The organism is Phaeobacter sp. CAU 1743 (genome assembly GCF_039839315.1).
GTDB classification, from domain to species: Bacteria; Pseudomonadota; Alphaproteobacteria; order Rhodobacterales; family Rhodobacteraceae; genus Phycobacter; species Phycobacter gallaeciensis_A.
Map to the genome: position 1 here is coordinate 31,303 of NZ_JBDOQR010000028.1, position 26,228 is coordinate 57,530.

Below are 26,228 nucleotides of genomic sequence, written 5' to 3' on the forward strand. Positions count from 1 at the left end.
ATCGCTGCCAGCGCCCCCGCGCCCGGATCGGATCGGATCGCAACGCGATCCGACCGTCTCATTCCATTTTCAGATCAAAAGGCGGTCAGAGCAGCGAGCAAGCGGATCTGTCCCGGAACAGCTTAGAACGGCACATCGTCATGGGCGGTGACGAATTTCGCGATCACCTTTTTCACCCCGGCCTTTTCGAAATCCACTTCCAGCTTGTCACCTTCGATACCGGTGATCGCGCCATAACCGAACTTCTGGTGAAACACCCGCTCTCCAATCGTAAAGCTGGAGGTCGCCGTCAGATCGATCACCTGATTGCGGCTTTCCCTTGGCTGCGACAGCCCACGCTCCCCGGCCCGCGCCTGCATGCGCTTCCAGCCCGGCGAATTATAGCCATCCGCCTGCGCCATCCGTTCGTCGATTCGGGACTGCACTGGCGTACCGCCCGCCGCAGCGCCATAGCCGCCGCCGTATAGACCCGGCGGCGTAAGCACCTCCACGTGTTCTTCGGGCAGTTCATCAATGAACCGCGAGGGCAGCTGCGACTGCCACTGGCCAAAGACCCGGCGGTTACCCGCAAAGGAAATCGTGCAGATCTTCTCCGCCCGGGTGATGCCCACATAGGCAAGGCGCCGCTCTTCTTCCAAACCTTTAAGACCGCTTTCATCCATCGACCGCTGCGAGGGGAACAACCCATCCTCCCAGCCCGGCAGGAAGACGGCCGGAAACTCCAAACCCTTGGCCGCGTGCAGGGTCATGATGCTGACCTTCTGCTCGGCGTCCTGTTTATCGTTGTCCATCACCAGGCTGACGTGTTCGAGGAAGCCTTGCAGGTTCTCGAAATTCTCCAGCGCCTTCACCAGTTCCTTGAGGTTCTCCAGACGGCCCGGACTATCCGGGTTCTTGTCCATCTGCCACATGGTGGTATAGCCGCTTTCATCGAGGATGATCTCGGCCAGCTCCATATGGCTGATGTCGGAATCACCGGCCATCCGGCCCCAGCGGCGCAGATCCTCGGTCAGCTGGCGCAGCGCCGCGCCACCCTTGCCCTTGATCTCACCGCTGTCGACGGCCAACCGCGCCCCTTCGAGCAGGGAAACGCCATTCTCGCGCGCCGCGATCTGGATCTTCTGCTGCGCCTTGTCGCCAAGGCCCCGCTTGGGCGTGTTGACGATGCGCTCAAAGGCCAGATCGTCCTCCGGCGAGACCACCAGCCGAAAGTACGCCATGGCGTCGCGAATCTCGAGCCGCTCGTAGAATCGCGGCCCGCCAATCACACGGTAGGGCAAGCCGATGGTCAGGAAACGGTCCTCAAAGGCGCGCATCTGGTGGCTGGCGCGCACCAGAATCGCCATCTGGTTCAGATCCACCGGATCCTGCCCACGGGTGCCGCGCTGCATGGCTTCGATCTCTTCCCCGATCCAGCGCGCTTCTTCCTCGCCATCCCAATGGCCGATCAGGCGCACCTTTTCGCCGCCAGTTGCCTCGGTCCACAGCTCTTTGCCCAGACGCCCTGCATTGCCCCGGATCACGCCGGAGGCCGCCGCAAGGATATGTTCGGTCGAGCGATAGTTTTGCTCTAGCCGCACCACCTTGGCACCGGGAAAGTCCTTTTCGAACCGCAAGATATTGCCCACCTCGGCGCCGCGCCAGCCATAGATCGACTGATCGTCATCGCCGACACAGCAGATATTCTTGTGCCCGGCCGCCAGCAGCCGCAGCCACATATACTGCGCGACGTTGGTATCCTGATATTCGTCGACCATGATGTAGCGGAACCAGCGTTGATACTGAGACAGCACATCCAGATGGTTCTGGAAGATCGTCACCATATGCAGCAGCAGATCGCCAAAATCGACGGCATTCAATTCTTTCAGGCGGGCCTGATACTGGGCGTAGAACTCGGTGCCGCGATGGTTATAGGCGCTGGCATCGGCCACTGGCACGCTCTCCGGCGTCAGGGCGCGGTTTTTCCAGTCGTCGATGATCCCGGCCAGCATCCGCGCGGGCCAGCGTTTGTCATCGATCCCGGCGGCTTGGATCAGCTGCTTCAGGAGGCGGATCTGATCGTCAGTGTCCAGAATGGTGAAATTCGACTTTAGCCCGGCCAGTTCTGCATGCCGGCGCAGCAGCTTGACGCAGATCGAGTGAAAGGTGCCGAGCCAGGGCATGCCCTCGGCAGGCTGGCCCAGCATCCGGCCGACCCGCTCTTTCATCTCGCGCGCCGCCTTGTTGGTAAAGGTCACGGCGAGGATCTCGTTCGGGCGCGCCTGTCCCAAGGTCAGCAGATGCACGATCCGGGTGGTCAGCGCCTTTGTCTTGCCGGTGCCTGCGCCCGCCAGCATCAGAACCGGCCCGTCCAGGCATTCCACGGCGTCCCGCTGGGCTGGGTTCAGCCCATCCAGATAGGGTTTGGGGCGCGCAGCCATGGCGCGGGCGGAGAGGGAAGCGCCCTCAAAGGCGTCCATTTCATCGAAACTGCTCATGGGCGTGATCCTAGCGTGATTCATCTGCGCGGGAAAGGGGACGTTCACACTATGTTCACGCCTCTTTTTTACCGCGAACCGCTCCCCAGTGGCGCCGCTGTCTGCGCCCGCCTGGGCCCCTGTTAGAATTCTGTAACATTTTCGCTAGACTTTCGCTGCAAAGCAGCAATTATGCGCCGCATGAACATGCACCAGGATCTGCACCTGCATTACCCCGGCCTGTCTGACCTGCGCGCAGCAGCACGCAAGCGCCTGCCCCGCTTTGTCTGGGAGTATCTGGACAGCGCCACTGGCACCGAAGCCACCCAAAGGCGCAACCGCACCGCGCTGGACCGGGTCGGCTTCCTGCCCTCCATCCTGCACGGCCCGCTTGAGATCGACCTGTCGACGCAGCTGTTTGGCGCGACGCTACCGCTGCCCTTTGGCATTGCGCCGGTGGGCATGTCGGGACTGATCTGGCCCGATGCCGAAGGCCACCTGGCCCGCTGCGGCGCCCGCAGCGGCATTCCCTACAGCCTGTCGACCGTTGCAAGCCAATGCCCCGAAGATCTGGCGCCGCATCTGGGCGAGCAAGCCTGGTTCCAGCTTTACCCCCCCAAGGACGAAGGCATCCGCAAGGACATGCTGGCACGGGCCCGGGACGCGGGCTTCAAGGTGCTGGTGCTGACCGTGGATGTCCCTGTCGCCTCACGGCGGGAACGGCAAACGCGATCCGGCCTCACCCAGCCGCCGCGCCTCACACCGCGCCTGCTGGCGCAGGTGGCGATGCGCCCGGCCTGGGCCATGGGCATGGCCCGTCAGCACCGACACGAGGGCGGCATGCCGCATATGCGCACGCTCGACAAATACACCGCCGAGGCCACCGGTGAGAGCCGTTCCTCCACCGCCCATATCGGATACTTGCTGCGCACCTCGCCCGATTGGGACTACGCGCGCTGGCTGCGCGATCACTGGGATGGTCCTTTTGTGATCAAGGGCGTAATGCGCGCCGAGGACGCGCAGCCGCTGGAGAAGATCGGCGTCGATGGGCTCTGGGTGTCGAACCACGCCGGGCGCCAGTTCGACGGAAGCCCCGCCGCCATCGAAGTGCTGCCCGAGCTGCGCGCCGCCACGGACCTGCCCCTGATCTTTGACAGCGGCATCGAAGGCGGCATCGACATCCTCCGGGCGCTGGCGCTTGGCGCCGATTTCGTCATGCTGGGCCGCGCCTTTCACTTCGCGCTGGCCGCGCTGGGGCCGACCGGTCCCGACCATCTGATCGACATCCTGAAAAAGGATCTAGAGGCGAACATGGGCCAGCTCGGCGCTCCCGATTTTGCCTCTTTGCCGGCGGCCAGACCGCTCAACCATACCGCCCCGTGAGCCCGCTTTCGCTCCGCGCGGCGGAAAAGCACAAAATGAGAGCGCAATCATGCCCCGCTCTACCCAGTACTACGGGTATACTGCACGCCAAGATGCGCCTAACACATCGCCAGACTGAACGACCTCGGGGGAAGATATGACCGACTTCAAGAAAATTCTGATCGCCAACCGCGGCGAGATAGCGATCCGCGTGATGCGGGCTGCGAATGAGATGGGCAAGAAGACCGTTGCGGTCTACGCCGAGGAGGACAAGCTGGGCCTGCACCGGTTCAAGGCTGATGAAGCCTACCGGATCGGCGAAGGCTTGGGGCCTGTGGCGACCTATCTGTCGATTGACGAGATCATCCGGGTCGCGAAGGAATCCGGCGCTGATGCGATCCATCCGGGCTATGGGCTGCTGTCGGAGAACCCTGATTTCGTCGATGCCTGCGCCCGCAATGGCATCACCTTCATCGGCCCCAAAGCCGAGACCATGCGCGCGCTTGGCGACAAGGCCTCGGCGCGGCGCGTCGCCATCGAGGCTGGCGTGCCGGTCATTCCCGCGACCGAGGTGCTGGGCGATGACATGGACGCCATCCGCAAGGAAGCGGGTGAGGTCGGCTATCCCTTGATGCTCAAGGCTTCCTGGGGCGGTGGCGGCCGCGGCATGCGGCCGATCCTCTCCGAGGCTGAGCTGGAAGAGAAAGTGCTGGAGGGGCGCCGCGAGGCCGAGGCCGCCTTTGGCAATGGCGAGGGCTATCTCGAAAAGATGATCACCCGCGCCCGCCACGTCGAGGTGCAGATCCTTGGCGACAAGCACGGTGAGATCTATCATCTGTTCGAGCGGGATTGCTCAGTCCAGCGCCGCAACCAGAAAGTCGTGGAGCGCGCGCCAGCCCCTTACCTGAGCGAGGCGCAGCGCGCCGAGATCTGCGATCTGGGCCGCAGGATCTGTGCCCATGTGAATTACGAATGCGCGGGCACCGTCGAATTCCTGATGGATATGGAAACCGGCAAGTTCTACTTCATCGAGGTGAACCCGCGGGTGCAGGTGGAGCACACCGTCACCGAGGAAGTCACCGGCATCGACATCGTTCAGGCGCAGATCCTGATCGCCGAGGGCAAGAGTATTGCCGAGGCCACCGGCAAGGCCGATCAGTCCGAGATCCGCCTCAACGGTCACGCGCTGCAGACCCGTGTGACGACCGAGGATCCGCTCAACAACTTCATCCCTGACTATGGCCGCATCACCGCATATCGCTCGGCCACCGGCATGGGCATTCGTCTGGATGGCGGCACGGCTTACGCGGGCGGGGTGATCACCCGCTATTACGACAGCCTGTTGACCAAGGTCACCGCCTGGGCACCGACCCCGGAAAAGGCGATTGCCCGCATGGACCGGGCGCTGCGCGAATTCCGGGTGCGCGGGGTCTCCACCAACATTGCCTTTGTCGAGAACCTGCTGAAGCACCCGACCTTCCTCAACAATGAATACACCACCAAGTTCATCGACGAGACGCCGGAGCTGTTCAACTTCGCCAAGCGCCAGGACCGTGGCACCAAGGTGCTGACCTATATCGCGGACATCTCCGTCAACGGTCACCCGGAGACCGAGGGCCGCGCCGAGCCGAAAGCGGGTCTGAAGGATCCGCGCCCGCCGAAGGTCGAGACCGACGCCCTGCCCTATGGCACCCGCAACCTCCTGGAACAGAAGGGCGCGCAGGCCGTGGCCGACTGGATGAAGGCGCAGCGGCAGCTCTTGCTGACCGATACCACCATGCGCGACGGGCACCAGTCCCTGCTGGCGACGCGGATGCGTTCGATCGACATGATCCGCGTGGCACCCGCCTATGCGCAAAGCCTCAGCCAGCTGTTCTCGGTGGAATGCTGGGGCGGGGCCACCTTTGACGTGGCTTATCGCTTCTTGCAGGAATGCCCCTGGCAGCGGCTGCGCGACCTGCGCGAGGCGATGCCCAACGTGATGACCCAGATGCTGCTGCGCGCCTCCAACGGGGTGGGCTATACCAACTACCCCGACAACGTGGTGCAGGCCTTTGTGAAACAGGCCGCGATCACCGGCGTCGATGTCTTCCGGGTCTTTGACAGCCTCAACTGGGTGGAGAACATGCGCGTCGCGATGGATGCGGTGGTGGAGAGCGGCAAGATCTGCGAAGGCACCATCTGCTATACCGGCGATATCATGGACCCGGACCGGGCCAAGTATGACCTCAAATACTACGTCGGCATGGCCAAGGATCTGGAAGCCGCAGGCGCCCATATTCTGGGCCTCAAGGATATGGCGGGCCTGTTGAAACCCGCCGCCGCGCGTCAGCTGGTGAAGGCGCTGAAGGAAGAGGTCGGCCTGCCGGTCCACTTCCACACGCATGACACCTCCGGCATCGCCGGGGCGACCATTCTGGCCGCCGCCGATGCGGGCGTCGATGCAGTGGATGCAGCGATGGATGCGTTCAGTGGCGGCACCTCGCAGCCCTGTCTGGGGTCGATCGTCGAAGGTCTGCGCAACACCGACCGCGACACCGGGCTGGATATCGCCAAGATCCGCGAGATCAGCGATTACTGGGAACAGGTGCGGGCGCAATACGCAGCCTTTGAGTCTGGCCTTCAGGCTCCGGCCTCGGAAGTTTACCTGCACGAGATGCCGGGTGGCCAGTTCACCAACCTCAAGGCGCAGGCGCGCTCCTTGGGGCTGGAGGAGCGCTGGCACGAGGTCGCCCAGACCTATGCGGATGTGAACCAGATGTTCGGCGATATCGTCAAGGTGACGCCCTCCTCCAAGGTGGTCGGTGACATGGCGCTGATGATGGTGAGCCAGGGCCTCAGCCGCGAAGAGGTGGAGGATCCACAGACCGACCTCTCCTTCCCCGATTCCGTTGTCGACATGCTGCGCGGCAACCTCGGCCAGCCGCCGGGCGGCTTTCCGGCGGGTATCGTGGACAAGGTGCTGAAAGGCGAAAAGCCCAACCTCGAGCGCCCCGGCAAACATCTGGAGCCGGTCGATCTGGAAGCCACCCGCGCCGAGCTGTCCCAGCAGTTGGAAGGCAAGGCAGTCGATGATGAGGATCTGAATGGCTACCTGATGTATCCCAAGGTGTTCCTCGATTACATGGGCCGCCATCGCCAGTACGGCCCGGTGCGCAGCCTGCCGACACGGGCGTTCTTTTACGGGATGGAACCGGGCGAGGAAATCTCGGCCGAGATCGACCCCGGCAAGACGCTGGAGATCCGCCTGCAGGCCATCGGTGAGACCGATGAGAACGGCGAGGTGAAGGTGTTCTTCGAACTCAACGGCCAGCCGCGGGTGATCCGGGTGCCGAACCGTCTGGTGAAATCCACCACCGCTGCCCGCCCCAAGGCCGAAGCAGGCAACCCCGACCACATCGGCGCGCCGATGCCCGGCGTCGTCGCCTCGGTCGCGGTCCAAGTCGGCCAGCAGGTGCATGAGGGCGATATGCTGCTGACCATCGAAGCGATGAAGATGGAAACCGGCCTGCACGCCGAACGCGACGCGGTGGTCAAGGCCGTGCACGTCCAGCCCGGCGGCCAGATCGATGCAAAGGACCTCCTCATCGAGCTAGAATAAGACACAAAGCCCAGACCACAAAACTACAAGCCGCAGCCCAAAAAGGCTGCGGCTTTTTTCGTGCCGCACGCAGGCCGGATCCACTGCCCCGCGAATACGCGACAACGGGGAAAATTCGGCAAGCCTCCTCATTTCGCTGCTGTCAATCTTGATCCTTTGCGGGACCAGCCCAAAATAGCTGCCAGTTTTTATCCAGTTTTCGAGGTTTCCAATGTCTTCAGCGAAATTGACAGCTCCTGTCGGTCAGTCCCCACGCTCCAGTTCCGGGGATGAGGTCAAGAACAAACCAGACGACGTGCTGTTGGTGCGCAGGATGCTGGAGGCCAATAAGATCGGGCCGCTTGGCGCCTCCAAGAAGATGGATACCGGCCTGCTGAAGGCCATCGGCACCTTTCAGAAGAAAAGCGGCTTCAAAAACCCCGACAAGGTCGTCGATCCCGGCGGGCGCACCTTCAAGGCGCTGCTGCCAGCCTACAAGAAGATGAAGGCCGAAGAGGAAAAGGCCGCCAAACAACCGATGATGGAGGTCACCTTCCGCGGCAAGAAGATCCGCTGCACGCCCAAGGAATACGAGAAGGTCAAGCTGGACGTCCTCAAACGGCTGACGCCCTATATGAAATCGGTCCTGCGCAACCATGAAACCGCGCTGGAGACCTATCAGCACTATCTTGACGTGGCTCAGCTGAAAGATGGCGTGCTGAACGCCGTAGCGCAGGTCATCATCATCGAGGCCGGATCGGTCAAGATGCCCGATAACAAGCTCTGTGGCCGCTCCATCCGTGCCAGTGGCAAGCTGGAGCGGGCGATCATGACAAAGGACCTCAAGCTAATCGATGAGGCCCTGCCCGAGGCGGAAAAGGCGATTGGCGCCTTCAACGCGGATCTTTTGCGGTTTCTGAAGGAATTCACCGGCTCTGCCCGCACCACGGCCACCGTTCTGTCGGTCTCCTCGGCTGCCTGCTTTGCCGTCGTCGGGGCGCTGGCAGCCCCGGTTCTGGTGACCGGAGCGGGCATGACGGCTGGTGGCGCGGCTATTACCTCTGGTGCCGGTGTCGGCCTTCTGCAAAGCGCCAGTCAGGAGCTTGGCAAACACGCCAGCGGTCAGAAGGTGACTGTCTGGGGCTCTATCCAGGCCATGGTGATCGATGGCACGGTTGGCGGGCTGACCGGCGGGATCGGCAGCAAGGTGCCGCTGGGGTTCTGCGATGATGCCGCCAAATGGGTTGCGCCCAAGCTGGCGTCCAAGGTCGCCTTCCTGTCCACCAAACAGCTTGAGAAATTCATCGCCAATTACATCGCCGGCTCCGGACAAGAGGTGATCAAAACCGTTCTGGGTGAAGCCGTGAAGGAAGTCGGCCGGATCATGAAGACCGGCAAGCCTCCGACCGAAAAGGAATTCCAGGCCATCGTAACCTCACTCCTTTATTCGGCGCTTCTTGGCGGGATGGTGAAGAACCTCGGCAGCTTCCAGAAGAAATGGGCCTATAAGAACAAGGATCTTCTGCAAGGCACGATCCTGCCGGACCGGCTGGCGAAACTGGCCAAGACCAACAACATCCCAAATACGCTCAAGGCCAAACTCTGGGCTGAGGTGATGAACAAGGTCAGTGATGAAAGCCTGAAGGTCGGCTATGGCGTGATTCTGTCCCGCGCCACCGGCAAGGAAAGCGAGGCACAGATGACCGATATGACTGCCAAGGCCGCCGCCAAGGACAAGGCGCTGATGAAACTGGTCGACAACGAACTGGCCAAGGCACTGAAAAAGCACAAGATCCCGGTCAAATAATCACCTCAACGGATACGCCCCAAGGGCCGTGGGGACCACTCCCCCTGCCTTCGGCATCCCGCCCGCGCTTCCGCGGCGCGCATTCCCTCGCGTGAACCCGCTCTGAATCGGCTTCAAAAGCCCCGCAGGATTGTTCAGTATTAAGTTCCAAAAACGAACCCACTTATCACACTGCAATTCCTATGGGGAGGATAGGCCGATGCTTCCGATTACATCACTTTATGCCGGCGGGGCGGCGCTCTTGTTTGTCTACCTGTCGCTTGGCGTCAGTCGCCAGCGGCTGAAACACAAGATTTCCGTCGGAGATGGCGGCAATCGCGCATTACTGATGGCCATCCGCGCACAGGGGAATTTCGTGGAATATACCGCGCTTGGCCTGGTTCTTCTGGCGCTGAGCGAAGCACAGGGCGCACCGGCACTGGCCACGCATGCGCTGGGGTTGATGTTGCTGGGCGGACGGCTGATGCACGCGGTCGGTTTTACCGCGCGCCCGCAGATCCTGATCCTGCGTCAGGCCGGGATCGTGCTGAACCTTCTGATGCTGCTCGTCGCAGGGCTGGGTCTGATCGCGCACGCGCTTTTCTAAGGTGAGGAGTAGCTGCCTCTATACGTCGTGCCCCTGCACCGGGGCCGTGACCTCAGGGGCGCTGATCGTTTTAACATAGACCGGCGCGGGCCGGATCGCGCCCGGGTCGACCTCAGATGCGGTTTCCGGGCTCTGTCCCCCCGCGGGCGACAGCGCCTTGGCCAGCGCTATGGTCGCGATCAGCGCGCCAATACGGGCATAGTCGGCAGGTTTCATCTTAGACAGCTCCCCTCTGTTCCATTTCGTCTGAATGGAACGCAGCAGCCCGCAGGTTCCGTCGCAGAAAATGAAAGTTTTTCCGGGGCGGCATGATTTTCCACTTGCAGCCCCGCGGCGGAATGAATATTTCACCCCTCACCGAATGGCAGCGCGGGCGTAGCTCAGGGGTAGAGCATAACCTTGCCAAGGTTAGGGTCGGGCGTTCGAATCGCCTCGCCCGCTCCATTTGGACCACTAAAAGGCCGCCGCCCTGGCGGCCTTTTGTGTTTTTGGATCCTGGTGTTTTTGTTCCTTGCCAGCTCCTGTCGCCGCAGGGGAAGACGCCGCGAGAGACTTGCGCGGAATCGCCTTTGCGAGTACCACTTCTGCGCAAGGAACAGAGCAAGAACGACAAACGGGGCTGACAGGCAGGATGCTGACATCGGTTGAACTATGCGCAGGTGCAGGCGGCCAGGCCCTTGGGCTGGAGCGTGCGGGCTTTGATCACACCGCGCTCGTCGAGATCGACAAACACTGCTGCGCCACCCTGCGCCACAACCGCCCCACATGGAACGTGCTGGAAGAGGACGTGCGCCGGTTCAAGGAAGAAGCCAGTGATTACAAGGGCATCGACCTGCTGGCCGGCGGCCTGCCCTGCCCGCCGTTTTCCGTCGCTGGCAAACAGCTGGGCGAACAGGACGAGCGCAACCTCTTTGACGATGCCATCGATATCGTCGATGCCACCCGCCCCCGCGCGGTGATGATCGAAAACGTGCGCGGGTTTCTGGACGCGGTGTTTCATGACTACCGCGAAAAGCTCAAAGGCCAGCTGTCGAAACTGGGCTATGAAACTGATTGGCGGTTACTGAACGCCTCGGACTTTGGCGTGCCGCAGCTGCGCCCGCGCGTGGCCATCGTGGCCCTGCGCAAGGAATTTGCCGGGCAGTTCAACTGGCCCGACCCGCTGCCGCACAACCCGCCCACGGTGGGCGCCACCCTGCTTGACCTTATGCAGGAACGTGGCTGGCGCGGCGCAGAAGACTGGGCCGCCAAGGCCGATGAAATCGCCCCAACCATCGTTGGCGGCTCCAAGAAACATGGCGGGCCGGATCTGGGTCCCACCCGCGCCCGCCGCGCCTGGGCCGCGCTTGGTGTCGAGGGGCGCACCATCGCCAATGAGGCGCCCGATCCCTTTCACAACGACATGCCGCGCCTGACCGTGCGCATGGTGGCGCGCATCCAGGGCTTTCCCGACGCCTGGCATTTCACCGGCGCCAAGACCAACGCCTACCGCCAGGTCGGCAATGCCTTCCCGCCGCCGGTGGCCGAAGCGGTGGCCCGCCAGTTGCGCGCCGCGATTGCCAAGCCGAACCTTCATGCCGTGCGGGCCTAAAACCGCCTTGCCCAATCTGGGCCAAGGGCTGGGTCCGGCGGCCGGGCGGAGCCCAGGATGAAACAGACCCTTCCCGACAGCCTGATTCTGCCCGGACACCCGGATTATGACCTCCTGACCGAGATCGCAGGCGAGATCACCGCCCGCGCAGGTGGCGCGATGGAACTGGCGAGCCGGTTTCCAGCCATGCTGCGCACCTGCATCGACGATGTGATCATGACGCCGAAAACCGGGCGCCGCGCCTATGAGGAACTGGAAAAGACCGAAAAAACCTATATCGGCACCCGCGTCGAGATCGAGCTTCGCGCTCTCTTGCGGCTGCCCCGGGGCCGCCTGGATACCGAGGTTCTGGGCCGCGACATGGATATCAAGAACACCATGGGCAGCAATTGGATGATCCCGACCGAAGCGCTGGATCAAGTCTGCCTGCTGGTGGCCGCGGACGAGGCTCGCGCGCGCTGTTACCTTGGCCTGATCCTGGCGCGGCCCGACTACCTTACTGCCGGGCAGAACAAGGACGCCAAACGCTCTGTCTCGGCCATGGGGTTCGGCCATATCCTGTGGCTGCTGAGGGATCATCCCTACCCAGCGAATTTCTGGCGCAGCCTGCCCGAGGAGACCGTCACCCGGATCTTCTCCGGCGCCACCGGCAACGAACGCATGGCCCAGCTGTTCCGGCTTGTTCAGGGCCGCCCGGTCGACCGCGACGTGGTCGAGGCAGTGGCCCAGCAAAAGGACTTCATGCGCCGGATACGGTCAGACAAGGGACGCGGCACCCGCGACATTCTGGAGCGCGAGGGGATCCTGCTGTTGTCGGGACAATACGATGGCCAGCTGATCCGCGCGCTGGACCTGCCTGCCTGCCCCGCCAGCGCCTTTGTCTCCTGCCAGCCTGAAACAGAGCAGCATCGGCGCATGGCGCTGCAGGCCGGGTTCGATCTGCCCAGGGCGTGAATGCCAGCCTCCCCCACCCATCGGGCGGCTCTGCTTTTCTGTACCAGCAAGCATAATTTTCCTCTTGCACAGTCTCCGTGAAGCTCCTAAATACCCGCTCATAGGATGGTAGCGCGGGCGTAGCTCAGGGGTAGAGCATAACCTTGCCAAGGTTAGGGTCGGGCGTTCGAATCGCCTCGCCCGCTCCATTCGGATCAAAACAGCCGCCCTTCAGGGCGGCTTTTTGTTTTCCGCTTTCCCGCATTCGACCAGTCATAGAAATCCCCGCAGAGGCGGCATTTTTCCCTTGCAGCCTCCGGCGTGATTTCCTAAACACCGCTCACCGAATGGCAGCGCGGGCGTAGCTCAGGGGTAGAGCATAACCTTGCCAAGGTTAGGGTCGGGCGTTCGAATCGCCTCGCCCGCTCCATTCGGATACAAAAACCGCCCTTCGGGGCGGTTTTTTGCATTTTTGGCCCCTTTCTCCCTCCTCCTATCTCATAGGCCAATCACCCACCGCCAACTTTTGATCAAATTCCTTTTGACGCCATCTGTAAAACGCGCCAATGCTTACCGCAGCCCTGCCCCGTGCAGTCCGCCGTTCCAGCCCGCCCCGCGCGTTTTTCTTCAAAGGAGTTCAGTCATGGCACCTGTCATCTATCCCACCACCAACCTGACCGCGACCGAGCAGATGTGCATTGACCACGCCCAGGGGATCTATGTCTACGACACCGACGGCAAGGAATATATCGAAGGTCTGGCAGGTCTGTGGTGCACCTCGCTGGGCTATGGCAACACCGAGCTGATCGAGGCGATCACCGAGCAGCTGACCAAACTGTCCTTTTCCCACACCTTCGGAGGCAAGACCCACGCGCCGATCCAGGAACTGGCGGAAAAACTGAAGACCATGGTGCCAATCGAGGATGCCTATTTCTTCTTCGGCAACTCCGGCTCGGATGCCAATGACACCCATTACAAGATGCTGCGTTACTACTTCAATGCCATCGGCAAACCGGAAAAACGCAAGATCATCACCCGCGAGCGTGGCTACCATGGTGTGACCGTCGCCGCCGGATCGCTGACCTCCCTGCCCGCAAACCTGGCGCATTTCGACGCGCCCGTTGAGGCTCTGCACATCCTGCGCTCGGACGCGCCGCATTACTACACGGGCCGCAAGGGGAACGAGACCGAAGCGCAATTTGTCGACCGTATCATCGACAATCTGGAGCAGCAGATCATTGCCGAGGATCCTGACACCATCGCCGCCATGATCATGGAGCCGATCACCGGCGCCTCTGGCGTGATCGTCCCGCCCGAAGGCTATTACGAAAAACTGCAGGCGGTTCTGCGCAAATATGGCATCCTGGTCTGGGCGGATGAAGTCATCACCGGCTTTGGCCGCACCGGCGCCGATTTCGGCTGCACCACCATGGGCATCAAACCCGACCTGATGACCTTTGCCAAACAGCTCTCCTCGGCCTATTTCCCGATCTCCGCCTCCGTGATCCCCGGCTGGATGTACAAGGAAATGGTTGCGCCCTCGAATGAGGTCGGCGTCTTTGGCCACGGCTACACCTATTCCGGTCACCCTGCCGCCTGCGCCGCCGCCCTCAAAACGCTGGAAATCTATGAGCGTGACAACCTGTTTGGCCACGCGGCCGAGGTTGGCGATTACATGCAGGCGCAACTTCGCGAAATCTTCACTGATCACCCGCTGGTGGGCGAGGTCCGCGGCAAGGGGCTGATCGCGGCGCTGGAACTGGTGTCGAACAAGACCACGGGCGCAACCGTGCCCGGGGGCAAGGGCGGCGCCCTCGCGGTCAAGGCCTGCCAGGACGAAGGGCTGATCCTGCGCGCCGTGGCGGGTAACGCGCTCGCCTTCTGCCCGCCGCTGATCATCACCAAGGCGGAAGTGGACGAAATGCTGAAACGCGCCAAATCCGCCGTGGACAGCACCTATGAAGCGCTGAAGGCCGAAGGGCTGATCGACGGCTAAACCCACCCTCGCGCGCCCCGGACTGCCCAAAGACCGGGGCGCGATCTCGGCCCTGCCGATCTGCGTCTCTTCTGCTGTATTTTCCCCTTACTCCCGCCAGCGCTTTGACCTGTAACTGAAACCGGTTTGGTATCAGTAATTGCAGGAGACATGCATATGGTTGAGTTGATCTATGAAGGCACGGAACGCTACGTGATGACCCAAAGCGGCATCGGCTGGTTCAGTTTTCATTTCAACCTGAAGGCCGAAGTTACGGACGCATCATCCACTGGGTTTACCCTGATGCGAAATACCGATCTTGGCATTCCCGGCTTTGATCCGATCCCCGACACCTCTCCCGATGTCTACAACGGGACTGGCCTGCAATTCCAAAGCATCACCCGCGACGGCCACAGTATCCTGACGCCGTATTCCGGATTGATCGAGGGCGTCACCGAAACCGGCACCAATTTCACCACAACGGTCACCAATCTCAACATTGATGCAGAAGATTTCTTCCGCGTGTCTGAAACAGACCGCAATCGGGACAATGTGAAATTGTTCAAACAGGTCTTTTCCGGCGATGACTTCTTCGATCTGGGGTCCCGCGGAGACAAGGTCAAAGGCTACAATGGCAATGATGAAATGCTGGGCCGGGGGGGCGGTGATAAGCTTTGGGGCGGGCGTGGCAATGATACCCTCATGGGCGGCGGCGGCCGTGACCTTTTGCAGGGCGATCAGGGCGATGACATGCTGGTGGGGGGCCGCGGCGCCGACACCTTCAAGTTCAAGGGGCGCAACATCGGCGATGATACGATCGAGGACTGGCGCGATGGGACTGACCTCATCGCCATCAAACACCGCAGCGTTGATGATTTTTCTGATCTGACGCTGACCCAGAATGGCAACGATGCCATGATTTCCTATCGCGCGGGCAGCATTACCCTGGCCGATACAAGTATTTCCGATCTGGACGGGTCGGATTTCCTGTTCTGATTTAAGTCTGCTTCAGGCGCATCGGCGCAGGAACGAAAAACGCCTGATCCCCTGCCGGAGATCAGGCGTTTTGCATCAGCAGTGCGGACGGCTCAGAAAACCTTGTAGGTCATCGTGGTCAGCGAGCGTTCGATATTCGGGATCACCAGCAGGTGGTCGTTGATGTATTTCCCGACATCCGCGTCCTTGGGGATGTAAAGCTTCATCAGCAGGTCGTATTCGCCGCTGGTGGAGTAGAGCTCGGAATGAATTTCGCGCAGGGCGATATCTTCGGCCACCTTGTAGGTGGTGCCGGGTTTACAGCGGATCTGAATGAAAACGCAGGTCGACATGGGCGCCCCTTCATTGGGTTTTCTTGAGTAACGATTTGGCCGCTAAGCTGGCACGCCGCGCAGGCAGGCGCAATCCCACAGATGCAGCTGCAACAGGGCCTGAGTTTCGACTTACGCGCTCTTGAGTGAGACAGCCCCAGCACCCTATAAGCGCAGCACCAGCCCATGGGCGCCATATGGCCCAAAGGGCAGTTTGACGAAGGATGGCCCGCAGATGCGCAGCGCTCAGATCACCCGCTCCACCGCCGAGACCGAGATTTCGGTGGAGATCAACCTCGATGGTACCGGGGCATATGACAACCAGACCGGTGTCGGCTTTTTCGATCACATGCTGGACCAACTGGCGCGGCACTCGCTGATCGACATGACCATTCGTGCCAAGGGTGATTACCACATCGACGATCACCACACGGTCGAGGATACGGGCATTGCGCTGGGTCAGGCGCTGGTCGCCGCGCTTGGCGACAAGAAGGGCATCCGCCGCTATGGCGAATGCCACCTGCCGATGGACGATGCCCAGGTGCGCTGCGCGCTGGACCTGTCAGCGCGCCCCTTCCTGATCTGGAACGTAACTCTGCCGACGCCCAAGATCGGCACCTTCGACACCGAACTGGTGCGCGAATTCTTTCAGGCGCTCAGCACCCATGGCGGCATCACCCTGCATATCGACCAGATCCACGGGTTCAACAGCCATCACATCGCCGAAGCGGCGTTCAAGGCCGTGGCCCGCGCCCTGCGCGATGCGGTCGAAACCGACCCGCGCAAGGCAGACGCCATCCCGTCGACCAAGGGCGCGCTCTGACGTCTTTTCAGACCGCAATCAGACCGTGGCGCCCAGCGGCGCGCCGCGGTCCCGGCGCAGGATCCATTCCGCGAGCAGCAGATTGGGCACCCAGGCCAGCCAGCAGATGATCGGATAGCTGGCCTCAAACCCCACGGTCGCCACCCCGACGGGCAGGTAAATCCGCAGCGTCACAGCCGCCAGAGTCAGTGCGGCAGAGCGGATCATCCAGACCCGGTGCTGCGCAATTCGGCGGCTCATCGCATGCCAGATCGCAGCGCCCGTCACCCATAGCCAGAGCAGCGACAACACCCCCAGTCCCGCCGCGGCCACCGGCCCCTCCTCGGTTGTATAGGCCAGCCAGATGCCGCTGATCCCGGCCAACAAGATCGCGACGCCGTATAGACGCCCCAGCCAGCGGTGCAGCCCACGGCGCCGCTGACGGATCCTCGTGGAGAACTGCACCGGCAGCAGTGCCAGCGAGATCGGCGCAAGGCCGATGTGCAGGTAGAGCATCAACGGCCGCTCCAACGCGTGATGCAGCATCGCGGGCATCACCAGCGCGATATCGGCAATCAGGAACCGGTACGATCCCACCGCGATCAGCACCGCAGCCCCCCACATCGTCATGATAACCCATCTGGGATAGCCCATGGCCCGGGTTTCGCTCGACATCTCATCCCTCCTTGCGCCCTTGGGCGACTCAAACTTTACACTGTCAAGTTCATATCTGGCAGGCAAACTTGACGCCGTCAAGATGAAGGGCGATACCTGCCGCATGACAAAAGAAGACGTGAAAAGCCGCCACCACCACGGCGACCTGAAGGCCGCTCTGATCAAGGCAGGCATCGATCTCCTGGAGGAAGGCGGCCTCAGCGCGCTGTCTTTGCGCAAATGCGCTGCCCGCGCCGGGGTGTCGCACGCGGCGCCCGCCCATCATTTCGACGGGCTGGCGGGGTTGAAACAAGCCATCGCCGAGGAAGGCTTCCGTCTGTTTTCCTCCTACCTGCAAAGCGCCTGCGACAGCGGCGCGCAGGATCCCCGCGGGCGGGTCCACTCGCTGTGCCGGGGCTATCTGCAATTCGGGCTGGATCATCCCGGCATCCTCGCGGTGATCTTTGGCGATCAGGGACTTGCGGGTCTGGTCCATGGCGGCGGCAAGGAAGAGGCCGACGCCTATCTGACCTTACGCGCGGTGGCCGCGCCCTTTGTGGCGCCCGGTCAGGACCGGTTGGTGGTGGAAACCCAGATCTGGTCGCTGATCCACGGGTTTACCCTGCTCTACCTCGCCGGGGAGTTTGGCAACCCGCCCCCCCCCATCGACGACGGCCCTTTGACGCAGGTTATCGCCCTTCTGGACCGGCTGTAGCCTGTAGCGCCCTCTTGACCCCGGGACGGTTTCCGGCCACTTCAAAGACGCAAGACAGGAAGGACCAGGCCCCATGCTGACGGCGATCATCGATTACGAAAGCGGCAATCTCCACTCTGCCGAAAAGGCCTTTCAGCGCATGGCGCGCGAAATGGACGCGGGTGAGGTTGTGGTCACATCCGACGCCGATGTGGTGGCCCGCGCAGACCGTCTGGTGCTGCCCGGCGATGGTGCCTTTCCCGCCTGCGCCGCCGAGCTACGCGGTCACAAGGGCATCTATGATGCCATGGTCCACGCGGTCGAGGACAAGGGACGTCCTTTCCTTGGAATCTGCGTCGGCATGCAGCTGATGGCCACCACCGGCCACGAATATCAGGACACCCCCGGCCTGGACTGGGTGGGCGGCGATGTGGTGAAGATCACCCCCGAGGATCCCGCCCTGAAGGTGCCGCATATGGGCTGGAACGATCTGGTGATCGACCACGATCACCCAGTTTTTGCGGGCATTTCATCTGGCGATCACTGCTACTTCGTGCACTCCTACCATTTCCGCGTGGCGGATCCGGCCGAACGGCTGGCGCATGTGGACTATGGCGGCGATGTCACCGCTGTCATCGGCAAGGGCACCATGCTGGGCATGCAGTTCCACCCGGAAAAAAGCCAGCACGTCGGCCTGCGCATGATCGGCAATTTCCTGACCTGGGCGCCCTGAGCCTCCTGCCCCCGTCATTTTGCCTGCAGCCTAGGCTGCGCTTTTGCGCAAAGACACCGGAGCGCAGCCATAGGCCTTGCGAAAGGCGCGGGTGAAGCCTTCGGGGGAATCATAGGCATAGCGGCGTGCCACCGCCTCGACCCGGTCGCCGCGCAGCATGTCCTGACGCGCCAGCGTCAGCCGCCAGCGCCGCAGATAGTGCATCGGGCTTTCCCCGACCTGCTGGGAAAACAACTCGGAAAACCGTGACAGGGATAGGCCCGCCTCGGTCGCTAGATCTTGCGTGGTCCAGACCCGGCCCGGATGGTCATGCATCGCCACGATGGCGCGGGCCAGCCGCGCATCAGAAAGCCCCGCCAACAGGCCCGGCTCCGCCGTGCCCACCTCGATTAGGCGCCGCAACAGCCGCACCATGGCCGCCTGCCCCAGGCTGGCCAGAATACTCTCGGCGCCGCAGCGGTGCACGGCCAACTCCTGCTGCATCAGATCGAGCACCGCGCACAGCCCTGTCGCGTCGGCCAAAGCCACTTCGACCCGCACCGGCAATGCAGCCACCAGCGGATTATGCTCCCCGGCCCAGTCCACCCGCAGCGCAAGGCTGGGTCCGTCTTCTGCCTGCGGCACCGCCCCACCGGCAAAGAACACCAGCCGCGCCAAAGCCCCGTCCGGATCGGTATAGACACGCAGGTTTGCCGCCTCCGGCGTTGCCACCTCGACCGTCATGCGAAACCGGGCCATCAGGCTCGACAATCTGTCCATTATCTCTCTCCCGTGCAGAGTTCCGGTGTTTTTGTCAGATTTTTCGGATTTTTCAAGCACAGATCCGTTGCACAAGGCCACCACCATCACTCACGGCCGCTTATGCGGCAGCAACATTCATACTCGGAGACCTGCAATGCTGATCCCCCGCCAGAAAACCCCGAACCTGTCCCTGCCGCTGCTCGGCGGCGGCACCTTTGATCTGTCCAAGGCAGACAGCGAACGCGGCACCGTGATCTGCTTTTACCGGGGCCTGCACTGCCCGATCTGCGCCAACTACCTGAAAGAGCTGGAAAAGAAGACCGCCGATTTCGCTGAGCGCGGCGTTGCCACCATCGCCATCAGCGCCGATGGCGAAGAGCGCACCCAGGCGATGGCCGACAAGATCGAAGCCAAATCCCTGCGCTTTGCCTATGATCTGCCGCTGGACGTGGCAAAGCAATGGGGTCTCTACATCTCGACCTCGCGCGGCACCACCTCGATCGGTCTGGAAGAGCCCGCGCTGTTCTCCGAGCCGGGCCTGTTCATGGTGACCCCCGAGCAGACCCTCTACTACGGTTCGGTGCAGACCATGCCCTTCGTGCGTCCGCATTTCTCGGAACTGGTGTCGGCCCTCGATTTCGCCATCGCCAACGACTATCCGGCGCGCGGCGAATACACCGGCGCCGTCTGATCGGCCTGCCGGATAGGCCTAACTGATAGACCGGTCTGACGGAGCAGCCGGACCGGTCCCAGAGATCAACGCGCCGCGGGTGAAGCTTCCAATCTGGCGCGTTGTTCCCGCCGGGCTGCCCTCCCGCAGTCCGGCACCGGCGTTTGCGCCAGGCGAACCGCCCCGCCCCTCACGCGCCGCCGCGTTTTCCACCCGCCCATTCTTGACAATTTTTATCAGGCTGAGTAGCGCAGCCCTGCCAGGTACCGGACTCTGTGGCCCAATGCCCAGTCACCATGCAGCAGCTCTGCCGCATCCCCGACCCAGCAAATCATTTGAATTTTGCAACGCGAACACGGTCACGCCCGGCCCCATCTGACGCTTGTCATGCGATCAGCGGAAGGTCGGCATAGGAGATGCCATGACGATCACCATCACAACCGGCAACAGCCAGGTTACCGACTTCACCGCCTATATCGAAGACTTCAGCGCCAGTTTCGAATCCGCCCGGCGCGGGGTCTTCTCCAACGGTCTGGGCGGCGATTACGCCGGTGCCGAAGCGCAGATCACCGACACCGCCACCCCGGATGCACAGGCTTATATCTTGCGCGACGACATTGTTTACAGCATGAGCACCCACACGCTCAGCGGGACAGTCAGCGGAATTGAACTGGGTTATGGCGCCACCGCAACCGACGCAGCGAACGGAACCCAGGACATCGCGCTAGAGCAGCTAGATTATTCCATCGAATTTGCCCCCGCTGTAGATGGTGCCGATGCTTCGGCGGCGCTGATCTACGGCATGCTGGATGCGGATTTCGAACCACTGATCGACCAGTTGAAAGCGCAGAACATCCGCTTCTTCGGCTCCGGTGGCGATGACAGCTTCAGCGGCTATGCCAATGATGATCGGCTGAAGGGCGGCGCGGGCAATGACAACCTGCAGGGCAACCGTGGCGAGGATGTGCTGATCGGCGCCAAGGGCCGTGACACCCTCCTTGGCGGCGGACATGACGACAAACTGAAAGGCGGTGTTGGCCGTGACGTTCTGAAAGGCGGCAAGGGCGAGGACACCCTGCTGGGCGGCGCCCATAACGACAAACTGTTCGGCGGCTCGCACAACGACGTCCTGAACGGCGGCGGCGGCCGCGACAAGCTGATCGGTGGCGGCGGGGAGGATACCTTTATCTTCAAAGGCGACTTTGGCCGCGATGTGGTCCGGGACTTCACCACAGGCGAAGACGTGCTGGACCTTTCTGCCCTCACGGATGAGGTGACCAGCCTCGACGCCTTTGTCGATGCCGCGACCGACACGGGCAGCCGCGTCATCTACGACATGGGCGATGACGGGCAGAACGTCATCATCCTGAACGGCGTCAGCCTTGATGACCTCTCGGCGGGTGATTTCCTCTTCTGATCATCCTAGCAATCTGCCAGCCCCCCCTGCGGGGGCTGGCCTTAGCCCTACCACACAGCAATCAAACATACGGCAATTGTGACGGCACGGCGATGGACAGGGCGCCCGCTTCGCGGCATATGGAACCGGTGTGAAACCCGTTCAGGCCCCGCCCCTTTGCAGATCAGACTGGAAAAATTCGACCATATCGAAGGCCGCCACCGCTATTGCGTGCTGCGGCTAAGCCAGACCCTGTTTGGCGACTGGTGCGTCGAACAGGCCCTGGGTCCGATCGCCGCCCCCGGAGGTCAGGAACGGCGCGCCTATTTCAATCAGCACGCCGAGGCCATCCATCTGTTCGAAACGGTGCGCGACCGGCAGGTCCGCCGCGGCTTTGTGCCGATCCCGGTTCAGCTTGGGCTGCTGTGATCCCCGCCCCTGCCCCCGCAGGCGACGGGTCCCTACATCACCTGTTTCTCAGTTGACCCGTTTCCAGGTCTGCCCCCGACAGATCAGCCCGCCTGCGACGCAGCCCTTCACGGTCAGGCGGTTGCCTTCCAGCGACATCTTGGACTTGTAGGTCTTGTCCGCATCGGGCGCCCAGATCTTCCCCCCCGAATAGCTGCCGCCGCCATCGGCCTTCATGTCCCAGATCAGCTTCTTGCCCAGATGCTCGTAATCCGCCGACACGCCGCCATTTGCGTCATAGGCGGTGGCGATGGTACCGCAAATGCTGGCTCCACAGGGCGCAATATCCACGTGCAAATAACCGCCTTCATCGCCCTCCTCGGTCTTCCATTTGCCAGCAACCTGATCGGCCAGCGCGCCGGTGGCCAGCGACATCGCCAGCGCCAGACCCAATGTGACTGTCTTCATCTCAAAACCTCCCTGTTTGCCCCACCTTGGCGCGGCATGTGGTTTTCAGGCAAGCTTGACTTTGGGTCGCGTTGCAATCCCGGCGCCGACCGTGCCATAGAACCGGCAAAACCCTGCCGCCAGCCCGGCGGCGCCCATTGATGACAAAGGCCAACGACATGATCCTTTATCCCGCCATTGACCTCAAGGACGGCCAGGCCGTGCGCCTTCTGCATGGCGACATGGACAAGACCACAGTGTTCAACGACAACCCCGCCGCCCAGGCGCTGGAGTTCGTCGAAAAGGGCTGCGAATGGCTGCACCTCGTCGATCTGAACGGTGCCTTTGCAGGTGAGCCGGTGAATGCTGCCCCGGTCGAGGAAATCCTCAAGCAATGCAAGGTGCCCGCACAGCTGGGCGGCGGCATCCGCGATATGAAGACCATCGAAAACTGGATCGACAAGGGGCTGGCCCGGGTGATCCTTGGCACTGTAGCGGTGGAAAACCCCGATCTGGTGCGCGACGCAGCGCGCGAATTCCCCGGCAAGGTCGCCGTCGGCATCGATGCCCGCAACGGCAAGGTTGCAACCAAAGGCTGGGCCGAGGAAACCGACGTGATGGTCACCGATCTTGCACGATCCTTCGAGGACGCGGGCGTTGCCGCCATCATCTACACCGACATCATGCGCGATGGCGCGATGAAGGGCCCCAACGTGCAGGCCACTGCCGATCTGGCCAATGCGGTCTCGATCCCGGTGATCGCCTCCGGCGGGGTCTCCTCGCTTGAAGACCTTCGAGCGCTGAAATCCTGCGGTGCACCGCTCAATGGCGCCATCTCGGGCCGTGCGCTTTATGACCGCGCCATCGACCTCGCTGAGGCGCTGGCCATCCTGAAAGGCTGATCCCATGGCGCAGGAGCCGGGACAAGGACCAGCCATCGGACGCAATGCGCATCGCATCCTTGCGCTGCTGACCCTTGGCCCCATCCTGCTCTGGGCACTGGCCTTCGGCGCGGTCTTGTTCCTCAGCGCGGTTCTTGGCTGCTCCATCAACGAAGGCTTTGCCGCGCCCTGCCTCCTCCTTGGCCGCGATATCAGCGACACGGCTTATGCGCTGGGACTGTTCGCGGCCTGGGGGCCACTTGTCTTTGCCCCCTTTGTCATGGGCGCTGGTCTTTCCTGGGCCATTCTGGCATTGATCGGCGCACTCCGGAAAAGAAAGAGCTGAAGATGCTGAAAACCCGCATCATCCCCTGTCTCGATGTCGCTGATGGCCGCGTGGTCAAGGGCGTGAACTTCGTCGGCCTGCGCGATGCCGGCGATCCCGTGGAGGCGGCCAAGGCCTATGATGCGGCGGGCGCTGACGAGATCTGTTTCCTCGACATCCACGCCACCCATGAAAACCGCGGCACCATGTTCGACATGGTGCGCCGCACCGCCGAACAGTGCTTTGTGCCGCTCACCGTGGGCGGCGGGGTGCGCACCAAGGAAGACGTGCGCGCGCTTCTGCTGGCCGGGGCCGACAAGGTCTCCTTCAACTCCGCCGCCGTCGCCAATCCCGATGTGGTGGCCGAGGCAGCCGCGCAATTCGGCAGCCAGTGCATCGTGGTGGCGATCGACGCAAAGACCGTCGCCCCCGGCAAATGGGAGATCTTCACCCATGGCGGGCGCCGCGAAACCGGTATCGACGCGGTGGAGTTTGCCAAGACAGTTGTGGCCAGGGGCGCAGGCGAGATCCTGCTGACCTCGATGGACCGGGACGGCACCAAATCCGGCTTCAACCTGCCCCTGACTCGCGCGATCTCGGACGCGGTGGATGTGCCGGTGATCGCCTCGGGCGGGGTCGGCACACTTGACCACCTTGTCGAAGGTGTCACCAAGGGGGGCGCCTCGGCGGTGCTGGCCGCTTCGATCTTCCACTTCGGCGAATATACCATCCAGGAGGCCAAGGAGCACATGGCCGCCGCCGGTATCCCGATGCGCCTCGGCTGAGAAAGGCCCACCGCCATGACCCTGCTGCACGACCTCGAAACCACCATCCAATCCCGCAAGGGCGCGGACCCTAGCAGCTCCTGGACCGCAAAACTCCTGTCCAAGGGGCCCGAGAAATGCGCCGAGAAATTTGGCGAGGAAGCCATCGAGGCGATTATCGAAGCGGTGAAGGACGACAAGGCGAAACTCGCCAGTGAAGGCGCCGATGTGCTTTATCATTTTCTGGTAATGCTTGCCGCCCGCGATGTGGCGCTGGACGAGGTCCTTGCCGTTCTGGCCGAACGTCAGGGCCTCAGCGGCATCGCAGAAAAAGCCGCCCGCCCAAAAGGCTAACCCCTGCTCCTCCAGACCCCCGCTCTGATCCGGGTCAAGGGCCGCGCCAGCGGCCGCGCAAGGCGCGGTTCACCCTTGAGGCGGAACAGATCGGATAACACTCGCCATGGCGCTTCAGGGCAGACCTGCCCCTGAAGCGCCTCTCAGCGGATCCTTTGCCGCCGCGCGTCAGCGCGGCGCCCGGCCCAACGGGAGCCTTCACATCTTTGATGTGACGCGCGACTGGCGGGAGCCCCCCCCAGCGCTACAGTTTCGAGGAAATGATACCAGTGGCAAACCCGCCCATGCGGAGTTCACCGAACAGGCGCTGGTATTCGATCTTGGGGCAGCGGTTCTGAATCACGTCGACGCCGCGCGCCTCGGCCTTGGCGGCGGCCTCGGCGTTCTCGACGCCGATCTGCATCCAGATGGTCTGAAGATCCGGGAACAGCTCGAGCGCCTCATCCACAATGGGTGGCACCGCTTCAGAGCGGCGGAAGATATCGACCATATGCACCGGTTCATCGATCTCTGACAGGCTGGCGCGCACGGTGGCGCCGAACAACCGCTTGCCCGCGTGGCCGGGATTGACCGGAATCACCCGGTAGCCCTTGAGGCCAAGGTAGCGTGCCACGTAGTAGCTGGGGCGCACAGAATTCATCGACACCCCCACCACCGCGATGGTCCGGGTCCGTTTCAAAATCTTGCGCAAAAGGTCGTCGCTATAGCTGGTCATGGCCAGACCCTACTGTGCTGCCGCCGCGTGGAAAAGCCAAATTCGCGGCATTGGGCGACGTAAAACCGACGGCAATAACGAACCGGCCGATGAGCACATCCGCATACCCAAGAAGAAAAAAGCGCCCGGAAGGGATCCCGGGCGCGAGGTATGGAACGAGGGACAGTGAAAAAGGTCTACGGATGTTCCGTTCCGCAGCCCTGAATTATATGTGGGTCTTCGGAACAGGCTTTTAAAGGGGCCCGATGTTCGGAAGGGTTTTGCAGGGGCTTTGAAGGGCTTACGTCACCAATTGTCGCCGCAGATCCCTTTACTCAGGGTGCAAGGCAGCGGGCCAATGGGCGTCGGCTTCAGCGATCAGCTGCGCCGCCTGCGCCCGCCACCGCGTCAGCGCCCCCTCATTGTTCAAAAGGAACAGCCGCCCGTCAACAATCACCCACAGCTGCGGGTCCCCGGCCTTCAACACGCCCCGCGCCATGGCAGAGGCGCAATAGCCACCGAACATCGGTGCATAGGCACGCGGGTTCATTTCAAACCGGATCTGATTGCTTTGAGACGCGAAACGCCAGATGACACCTTTCCACACAACGGAATAGCGTGCCTGCCCCGCCACGGCCTCTCCGACGTCAAAAAAGGCCACCGCGTCATAACCGCCAAGCGCCACCCCTTCGCGCGCCGCAAACAGGGGCGAATCCGCCAGCGCGCCCCGTGGCGGGACGGACAACAGGACGGCAGCAACCAGAACGAACAGGCGCAGAAACAAGAGACGACTCCACAGGATCAATTTGAGATGACCCAATTCTGCCTCATGCGTATCAGGCTGAACAGGCGTGTTACGAATAAGTGAACGCCGTGTGTCTGCGGCCACAGGGCCGGCCTGATCTCATTCGGAAAGGCGTCGGGTAAACCCCACCAGCCTGCCTCAGAGCCCGATTTGAAACTAATTGAGTGAGTTCAGGAGGTTGTGTTTCTGTTCGGGTACGACACTGAACGGAGACCACGATGGCCTGGACCGAACTCACCCGCAGCCAGCATGCCCGTGAGGGC

At 62.2% G+C, this 26,228-nt stretch carries 26 protein-coding genes and 3 tRNA genes; 21 read left to right on the plus strand and 8 right to left on the minus strand.

The window, feature by feature from the left end; translation table 11 throughout:
• Window positions 1-122: 122 nt before the first annotated feature.
• The gene (locus AAFO90_RS12400; protein ID WP_347509594.1) at window positions 123-2,477 is read right to left on the minus strand and encodes a UvrD-helicase domain-containing protein; all 2,355 of its coding nucleotides are present in this window, start codon (window positions 2,475-2,477) and stop codon (window positions 123-125) included.
• A 171-nt stretch (window positions 2,478-2,648) separates the two neighbouring features.
• Between AAFO90_RS12400 and AAFO90_RS12405 the strand changes: the two genes are divergently transcribed.
• The 4 genes from AAFO90_RS12405 to AAFO90_RS12420 all read left to right on the plus strand — a co-directional run bounded on the left by AAFO90_RS12405 (window position 2,649) and on the right by AAFO90_RS12420 (window position 9,791).
• Window positions 2,649-3,839, plus strand: coding sequence for an alpha-hydroxy acid oxidase (locus AAFO90_RS12405; RefSeq protein WP_347509595.1), 1,191 nt, complete (start codon window positions 2,649-2,651; stop codon window positions 3,837-3,839).
• Window positions 3,840-3,975: 136 nt separating this feature from the next.
• On the plus strand, window positions 3,976-7,419 hold the full coding sequence (locus AAFO90_RS12410; protein WP_347509596.1) for a pyruvate carboxylase: 3,444 nt from the start codon (window positions 3,976-3,978) through the stop codon (window positions 7,417-7,419).
• A gap of 211 nt (window positions 7,420-7,630) precedes the next feature.
• Window positions 7,631-9,205, plus strand: a complete 1,575-nt coding sequence (locus AAFO90_RS12415) for a hypothetical protein (protein WP_347509597.1) — start codon at window positions 7,631-7,633, stop codon at window positions 9,203-9,205.
• A gap of 199 nt (window positions 9,206-9,404) precedes the next feature.
• Entirely contained in the window at window positions 9,405-9,791 is a 387-nt protein-coding gene (locus AAFO90_RS12420) for an MAPEG family protein (protein WP_347509598.1), read from the plus strand.
• Window positions 9,792-9,809: 18 nt separating this feature from the next.
• On the opposite strand, the gene AAFO90_RS12425 is transcribed toward AAFO90_RS12420, so the two are convergent.
• Window positions 9,810-10,007: a hypothetical protein gene (locus AAFO90_RS12425; protein ID WP_274834960.1), complete on the minus strand. Its 198-nt coding sequence runs from the start codon at window positions 10,005-10,007 to the stop codon at window positions 9,810-9,812.
• A gap of 153 nt (window positions 10,008-10,160) precedes the next feature.
• Between AAFO90_RS12425 and AAFO90_RS12430 the strand changes: the two genes are divergently transcribed.
• The 7 genes from AAFO90_RS12430 to AAFO90_RS12460 all read left to right on the plus strand — a co-directional run bounded on the left by AAFO90_RS12430 (window position 10,161) and on the right by AAFO90_RS12460 (window position 15,286).
• Window positions 10,161-10,235, plus strand: a tRNA-Gly gene (locus AAFO90_RS12430).
• Window positions 10,236-10,422: 187 nt separating this feature from the next.
• Window positions 10,423-11,382, plus strand: coding sequence for a DNA cytosine methyltransferase (locus AAFO90_RS12435; RefSeq protein ID WP_065273031.1), 960 nt, complete (start codon window positions 10,423-10,425; stop codon window positions 11,380-11,382).
• Between the two features lie 57 nt (window positions 11,383-11,439).
• Window positions 11,440-12,336 carry a NaeI family type II restriction endonuclease gene (locus tag AAFO90_RS12440; protein ID WP_274833014.1) on the plus strand — a complete coding sequence of 299 codons (897 nt, stop codon included), beginning with the start codon at window positions 11,440-11,442 and terminating at the stop codon, window positions 12,334-12,336.
• A 113-nt stretch (window positions 12,337-12,449) separates the two neighbouring features.
• Window positions 12,450-12,524: transfer RNA gene (locus tag AAFO90_RS12445), tRNA-Gly, on the plus strand.
• A 146-nt stretch (window positions 12,525-12,670) separates the two neighbouring features.
• Window positions 12,671-12,745: transfer RNA gene (locus tag AAFO90_RS12450), tRNA-Gly, on the plus strand.
• A gap of 213 nt (window positions 12,746-12,958) precedes the next feature.
• On the plus strand, window positions 12,959-14,311 hold the full coding sequence (locus AAFO90_RS12455; RefSeq protein WP_347509599.1) for an aminotransferase: 1,353 nt from the start codon (window positions 12,959-12,961) through the stop codon (window positions 14,309-14,311).
• 156 nt (window positions 14,312-14,467) lie between these two features.
• The gene (locus AAFO90_RS12460; RefSeq protein WP_347509600.1) at window positions 14,468-15,286 is read left to right on the plus strand and encodes a hypothetical protein; all 819 of its coding nucleotides are present in this window, start codon (window positions 14,468-14,470) and stop codon (window positions 15,284-15,286) included.
• A 92-nt stretch (window positions 15,287-15,378) separates the two neighbouring features.
• Here the strand turns inward: AAFO90_RS12460 and AAFO90_RS12465 are convergent, their stop codons facing one another.
• Window positions 15,379-15,618 (minus strand): Lrp/AsnC family transcriptional regulator, encoded by a 240-nt coding sequence (locus AAFO90_RS12465; RefSeq protein WP_065273027.1) that lies wholly within the window; start codon window positions 15,616-15,618, stop codon window positions 15,379-15,381.
• A 214-nt stretch (window positions 15,619-15,832) separates the two neighbouring features.
• On the opposite strand from AAFO90_RS12465, the gene hisB reads away from it, so the two are divergent.
• Window positions 15,833-16,420, plus strand: coding sequence for an imidazoleglycerol-phosphate dehydratase HisB (gene hisB, locus AAFO90_RS12470; protein ID WP_274830035.1), 588 nt, complete (start codon window positions 15,833-15,835; stop codon window positions 16,418-16,420).
• An 18-nt stretch (window positions 16,421-16,438) separates the two neighbouring features.
• Here the strand turns inward: hisB and AAFO90_RS12475 are convergent, their stop codons facing one another.
• Window positions 16,439-17,074, minus strand: a complete 636-nt coding sequence (locus tag AAFO90_RS12475) for a DUF2306 domain-containing protein (RefSeq protein WP_347509601.1) — start codon at window positions 17,072-17,074, stop codon at window positions 16,439-16,441.
• A 103-nt stretch (window positions 17,075-17,177) separates the two neighbouring features.
• Here AAFO90_RS12475 and AAFO90_RS12480 point away from each other — a divergent pair, with 103 nt between their 5' ends.
• Both AAFO90_RS12480 and hisH read left to right on the plus strand, forming a co-directional pair.
• Window positions 17,178-17,768, plus strand: coding sequence for a TetR/AcrR family transcriptional regulator (locus tag AAFO90_RS12480; RefSeq protein ID WP_347509602.1), 591 nt, complete (start codon window positions 17,178-17,180; stop codon window positions 17,766-17,768).
• Window positions 17,769-17,841: 73 nt separating this feature from the next.
• On the plus strand, window positions 17,842-18,480 hold the full coding sequence (hisH, locus tag AAFO90_RS12485) for an imidazole glycerol phosphate synthase subunit HisH (protein WP_274868170.1): 639 nt from the start codon (window positions 17,842-17,844) through the stop codon (window positions 18,478-18,480).
• A gap of 30 nt (window positions 18,481-18,510) precedes the next feature.
• On the opposite strand, the gene AAFO90_RS12490 is transcribed toward hisH, so the two are convergent.
• Entirely contained in the window at window positions 18,511-19,239 is a 729-nt protein-coding gene (locus AAFO90_RS12490) for an AraC family transcriptional regulator (protein ID WP_347509604.1), read from the minus strand.
• 136 nt (window positions 19,240-19,375) lie between these two features.
• Between AAFO90_RS12490 and AAFO90_RS12495 the strand changes: the two genes are divergently transcribed.
• The 3 genes from AAFO90_RS12495 to AAFO90_RS12505 all read left to right on the plus strand — a co-directional run bounded on the left by AAFO90_RS12495 (window position 19,376) and on the right by AAFO90_RS12505 (window position 21,716).
• Window positions 19,376-19,912, plus strand: coding sequence for a peroxiredoxin-like family protein (locus AAFO90_RS12495; RefSeq protein WP_274833007.1), 537 nt, complete (start codon window positions 19,376-19,378; stop codon window positions 19,910-19,912).
• 400 nt (window positions 19,913-20,312) lie between these two features.
• Window positions 20,313-21,308 (plus strand): hypothetical protein, encoded by a 996-nt coding sequence (locus AAFO90_RS12500; protein ID WP_347509605.1) that lies wholly within the window; start codon window positions 20,313-20,315, stop codon window positions 21,306-21,308.
• 156 nt (window positions 21,309-21,464) lie between these two features.
• Window positions 21,465-21,716 carry a WGR domain-containing protein gene (locus AAFO90_RS12505; protein WP_347509606.1) on the plus strand — a complete coding sequence of 84 codons (252 nt, stop codon included), beginning with the start codon at window positions 21,465-21,467 and terminating at the stop codon, window positions 21,714-21,716.
• A gap of 48 nt (window positions 21,717-21,764) precedes the next feature.
• On the opposite strand, the gene AAFO90_RS12510 is transcribed toward AAFO90_RS12505, so the two are convergent.
• Window positions 21,765-22,163: a DUF2147 domain-containing protein gene (locus AAFO90_RS12510; protein WP_274833005.1), complete on the minus strand. Its 399-nt coding sequence runs from the start codon at window positions 22,161-22,163 to the stop codon at window positions 21,765-21,767.
• 158 nt (window positions 22,164-22,321) lie between these two features.
• Here AAFO90_RS12510 and hisA point away from each other — a divergent pair, with 158 nt between their 5' ends.
• From hisA to AAFO90_RS12530, 4 genes are read left to right on the plus strand one after another with little or no spacing between them, the layout of a single operon-like run.
• Window positions 22,322-23,044 (plus strand): 1-(5-phosphoribosyl)-5-[(5-phosphoribosylamino)methylideneamino]imidazole-4-carboxamide isomerase, encoded by a 723-nt coding sequence (gene hisA, locus AAFO90_RS12515; RefSeq protein WP_347509611.1) that lies wholly within the window; start codon window positions 22,322-22,324, stop codon window positions 23,042-23,044.
• Between the two features lie 4 nt (window positions 23,045-23,048).
• On the plus strand, window positions 23,049-23,369 hold the full coding sequence (locus tag AAFO90_RS12520) for a hypothetical protein (protein WP_347509608.1): 321 nt from the start codon (window positions 23,049-23,051) through the stop codon (window positions 23,367-23,369).
• 2 nt (window positions 23,370-23,371) lie between these two features.
• Window positions 23,372-24,133, plus strand: coding sequence for an imidazole glycerol phosphate synthase subunit HisF (gene hisF, locus AAFO90_RS12525; protein ID WP_274868177.1), 762 nt, complete (start codon window positions 23,372-23,374; stop codon window positions 24,131-24,133).
• Between the two features lie 15 nt (window positions 24,134-24,148).
• Window positions 24,149-24,466, plus strand: coding sequence for a phosphoribosyl-ATP diphosphatase (locus AAFO90_RS12530; RefSeq protein ID WP_065273020.1), 318 nt, complete (start codon window positions 24,149-24,151; stop codon window positions 24,464-24,466).
• A gap of 244 nt (window positions 24,467-24,710) precedes the next feature.
• Here AAFO90_RS12530 and AAFO90_RS12535 read toward each other — a convergent pair whose 3' ends face one another.
• Together AAFO90_RS12535 and AAFO90_RS12540 are read right to left on the minus strand one after the other, a co-directional pair.
• Entirely contained in the window at window positions 24,711-25,181 is a 471-nt protein-coding gene (locus AAFO90_RS12535; RefSeq protein ID WP_065273019.1) for a CoA-binding protein, read from the minus strand.
• Between the two features lie 310 nt (window positions 25,182-25,491).
• The gene (locus tag AAFO90_RS12540) at window positions 25,492-25,944 is read right to left on the minus strand and encodes a YHS domain-containing (seleno)protein (protein ID WP_347509609.1); all 453 of its coding nucleotides are present in this window, start codon (window positions 25,942-25,944) and stop codon (window positions 25,492-25,494) included.
• Window positions 25,945-26,228 lie beyond the last annotated feature (284 nt).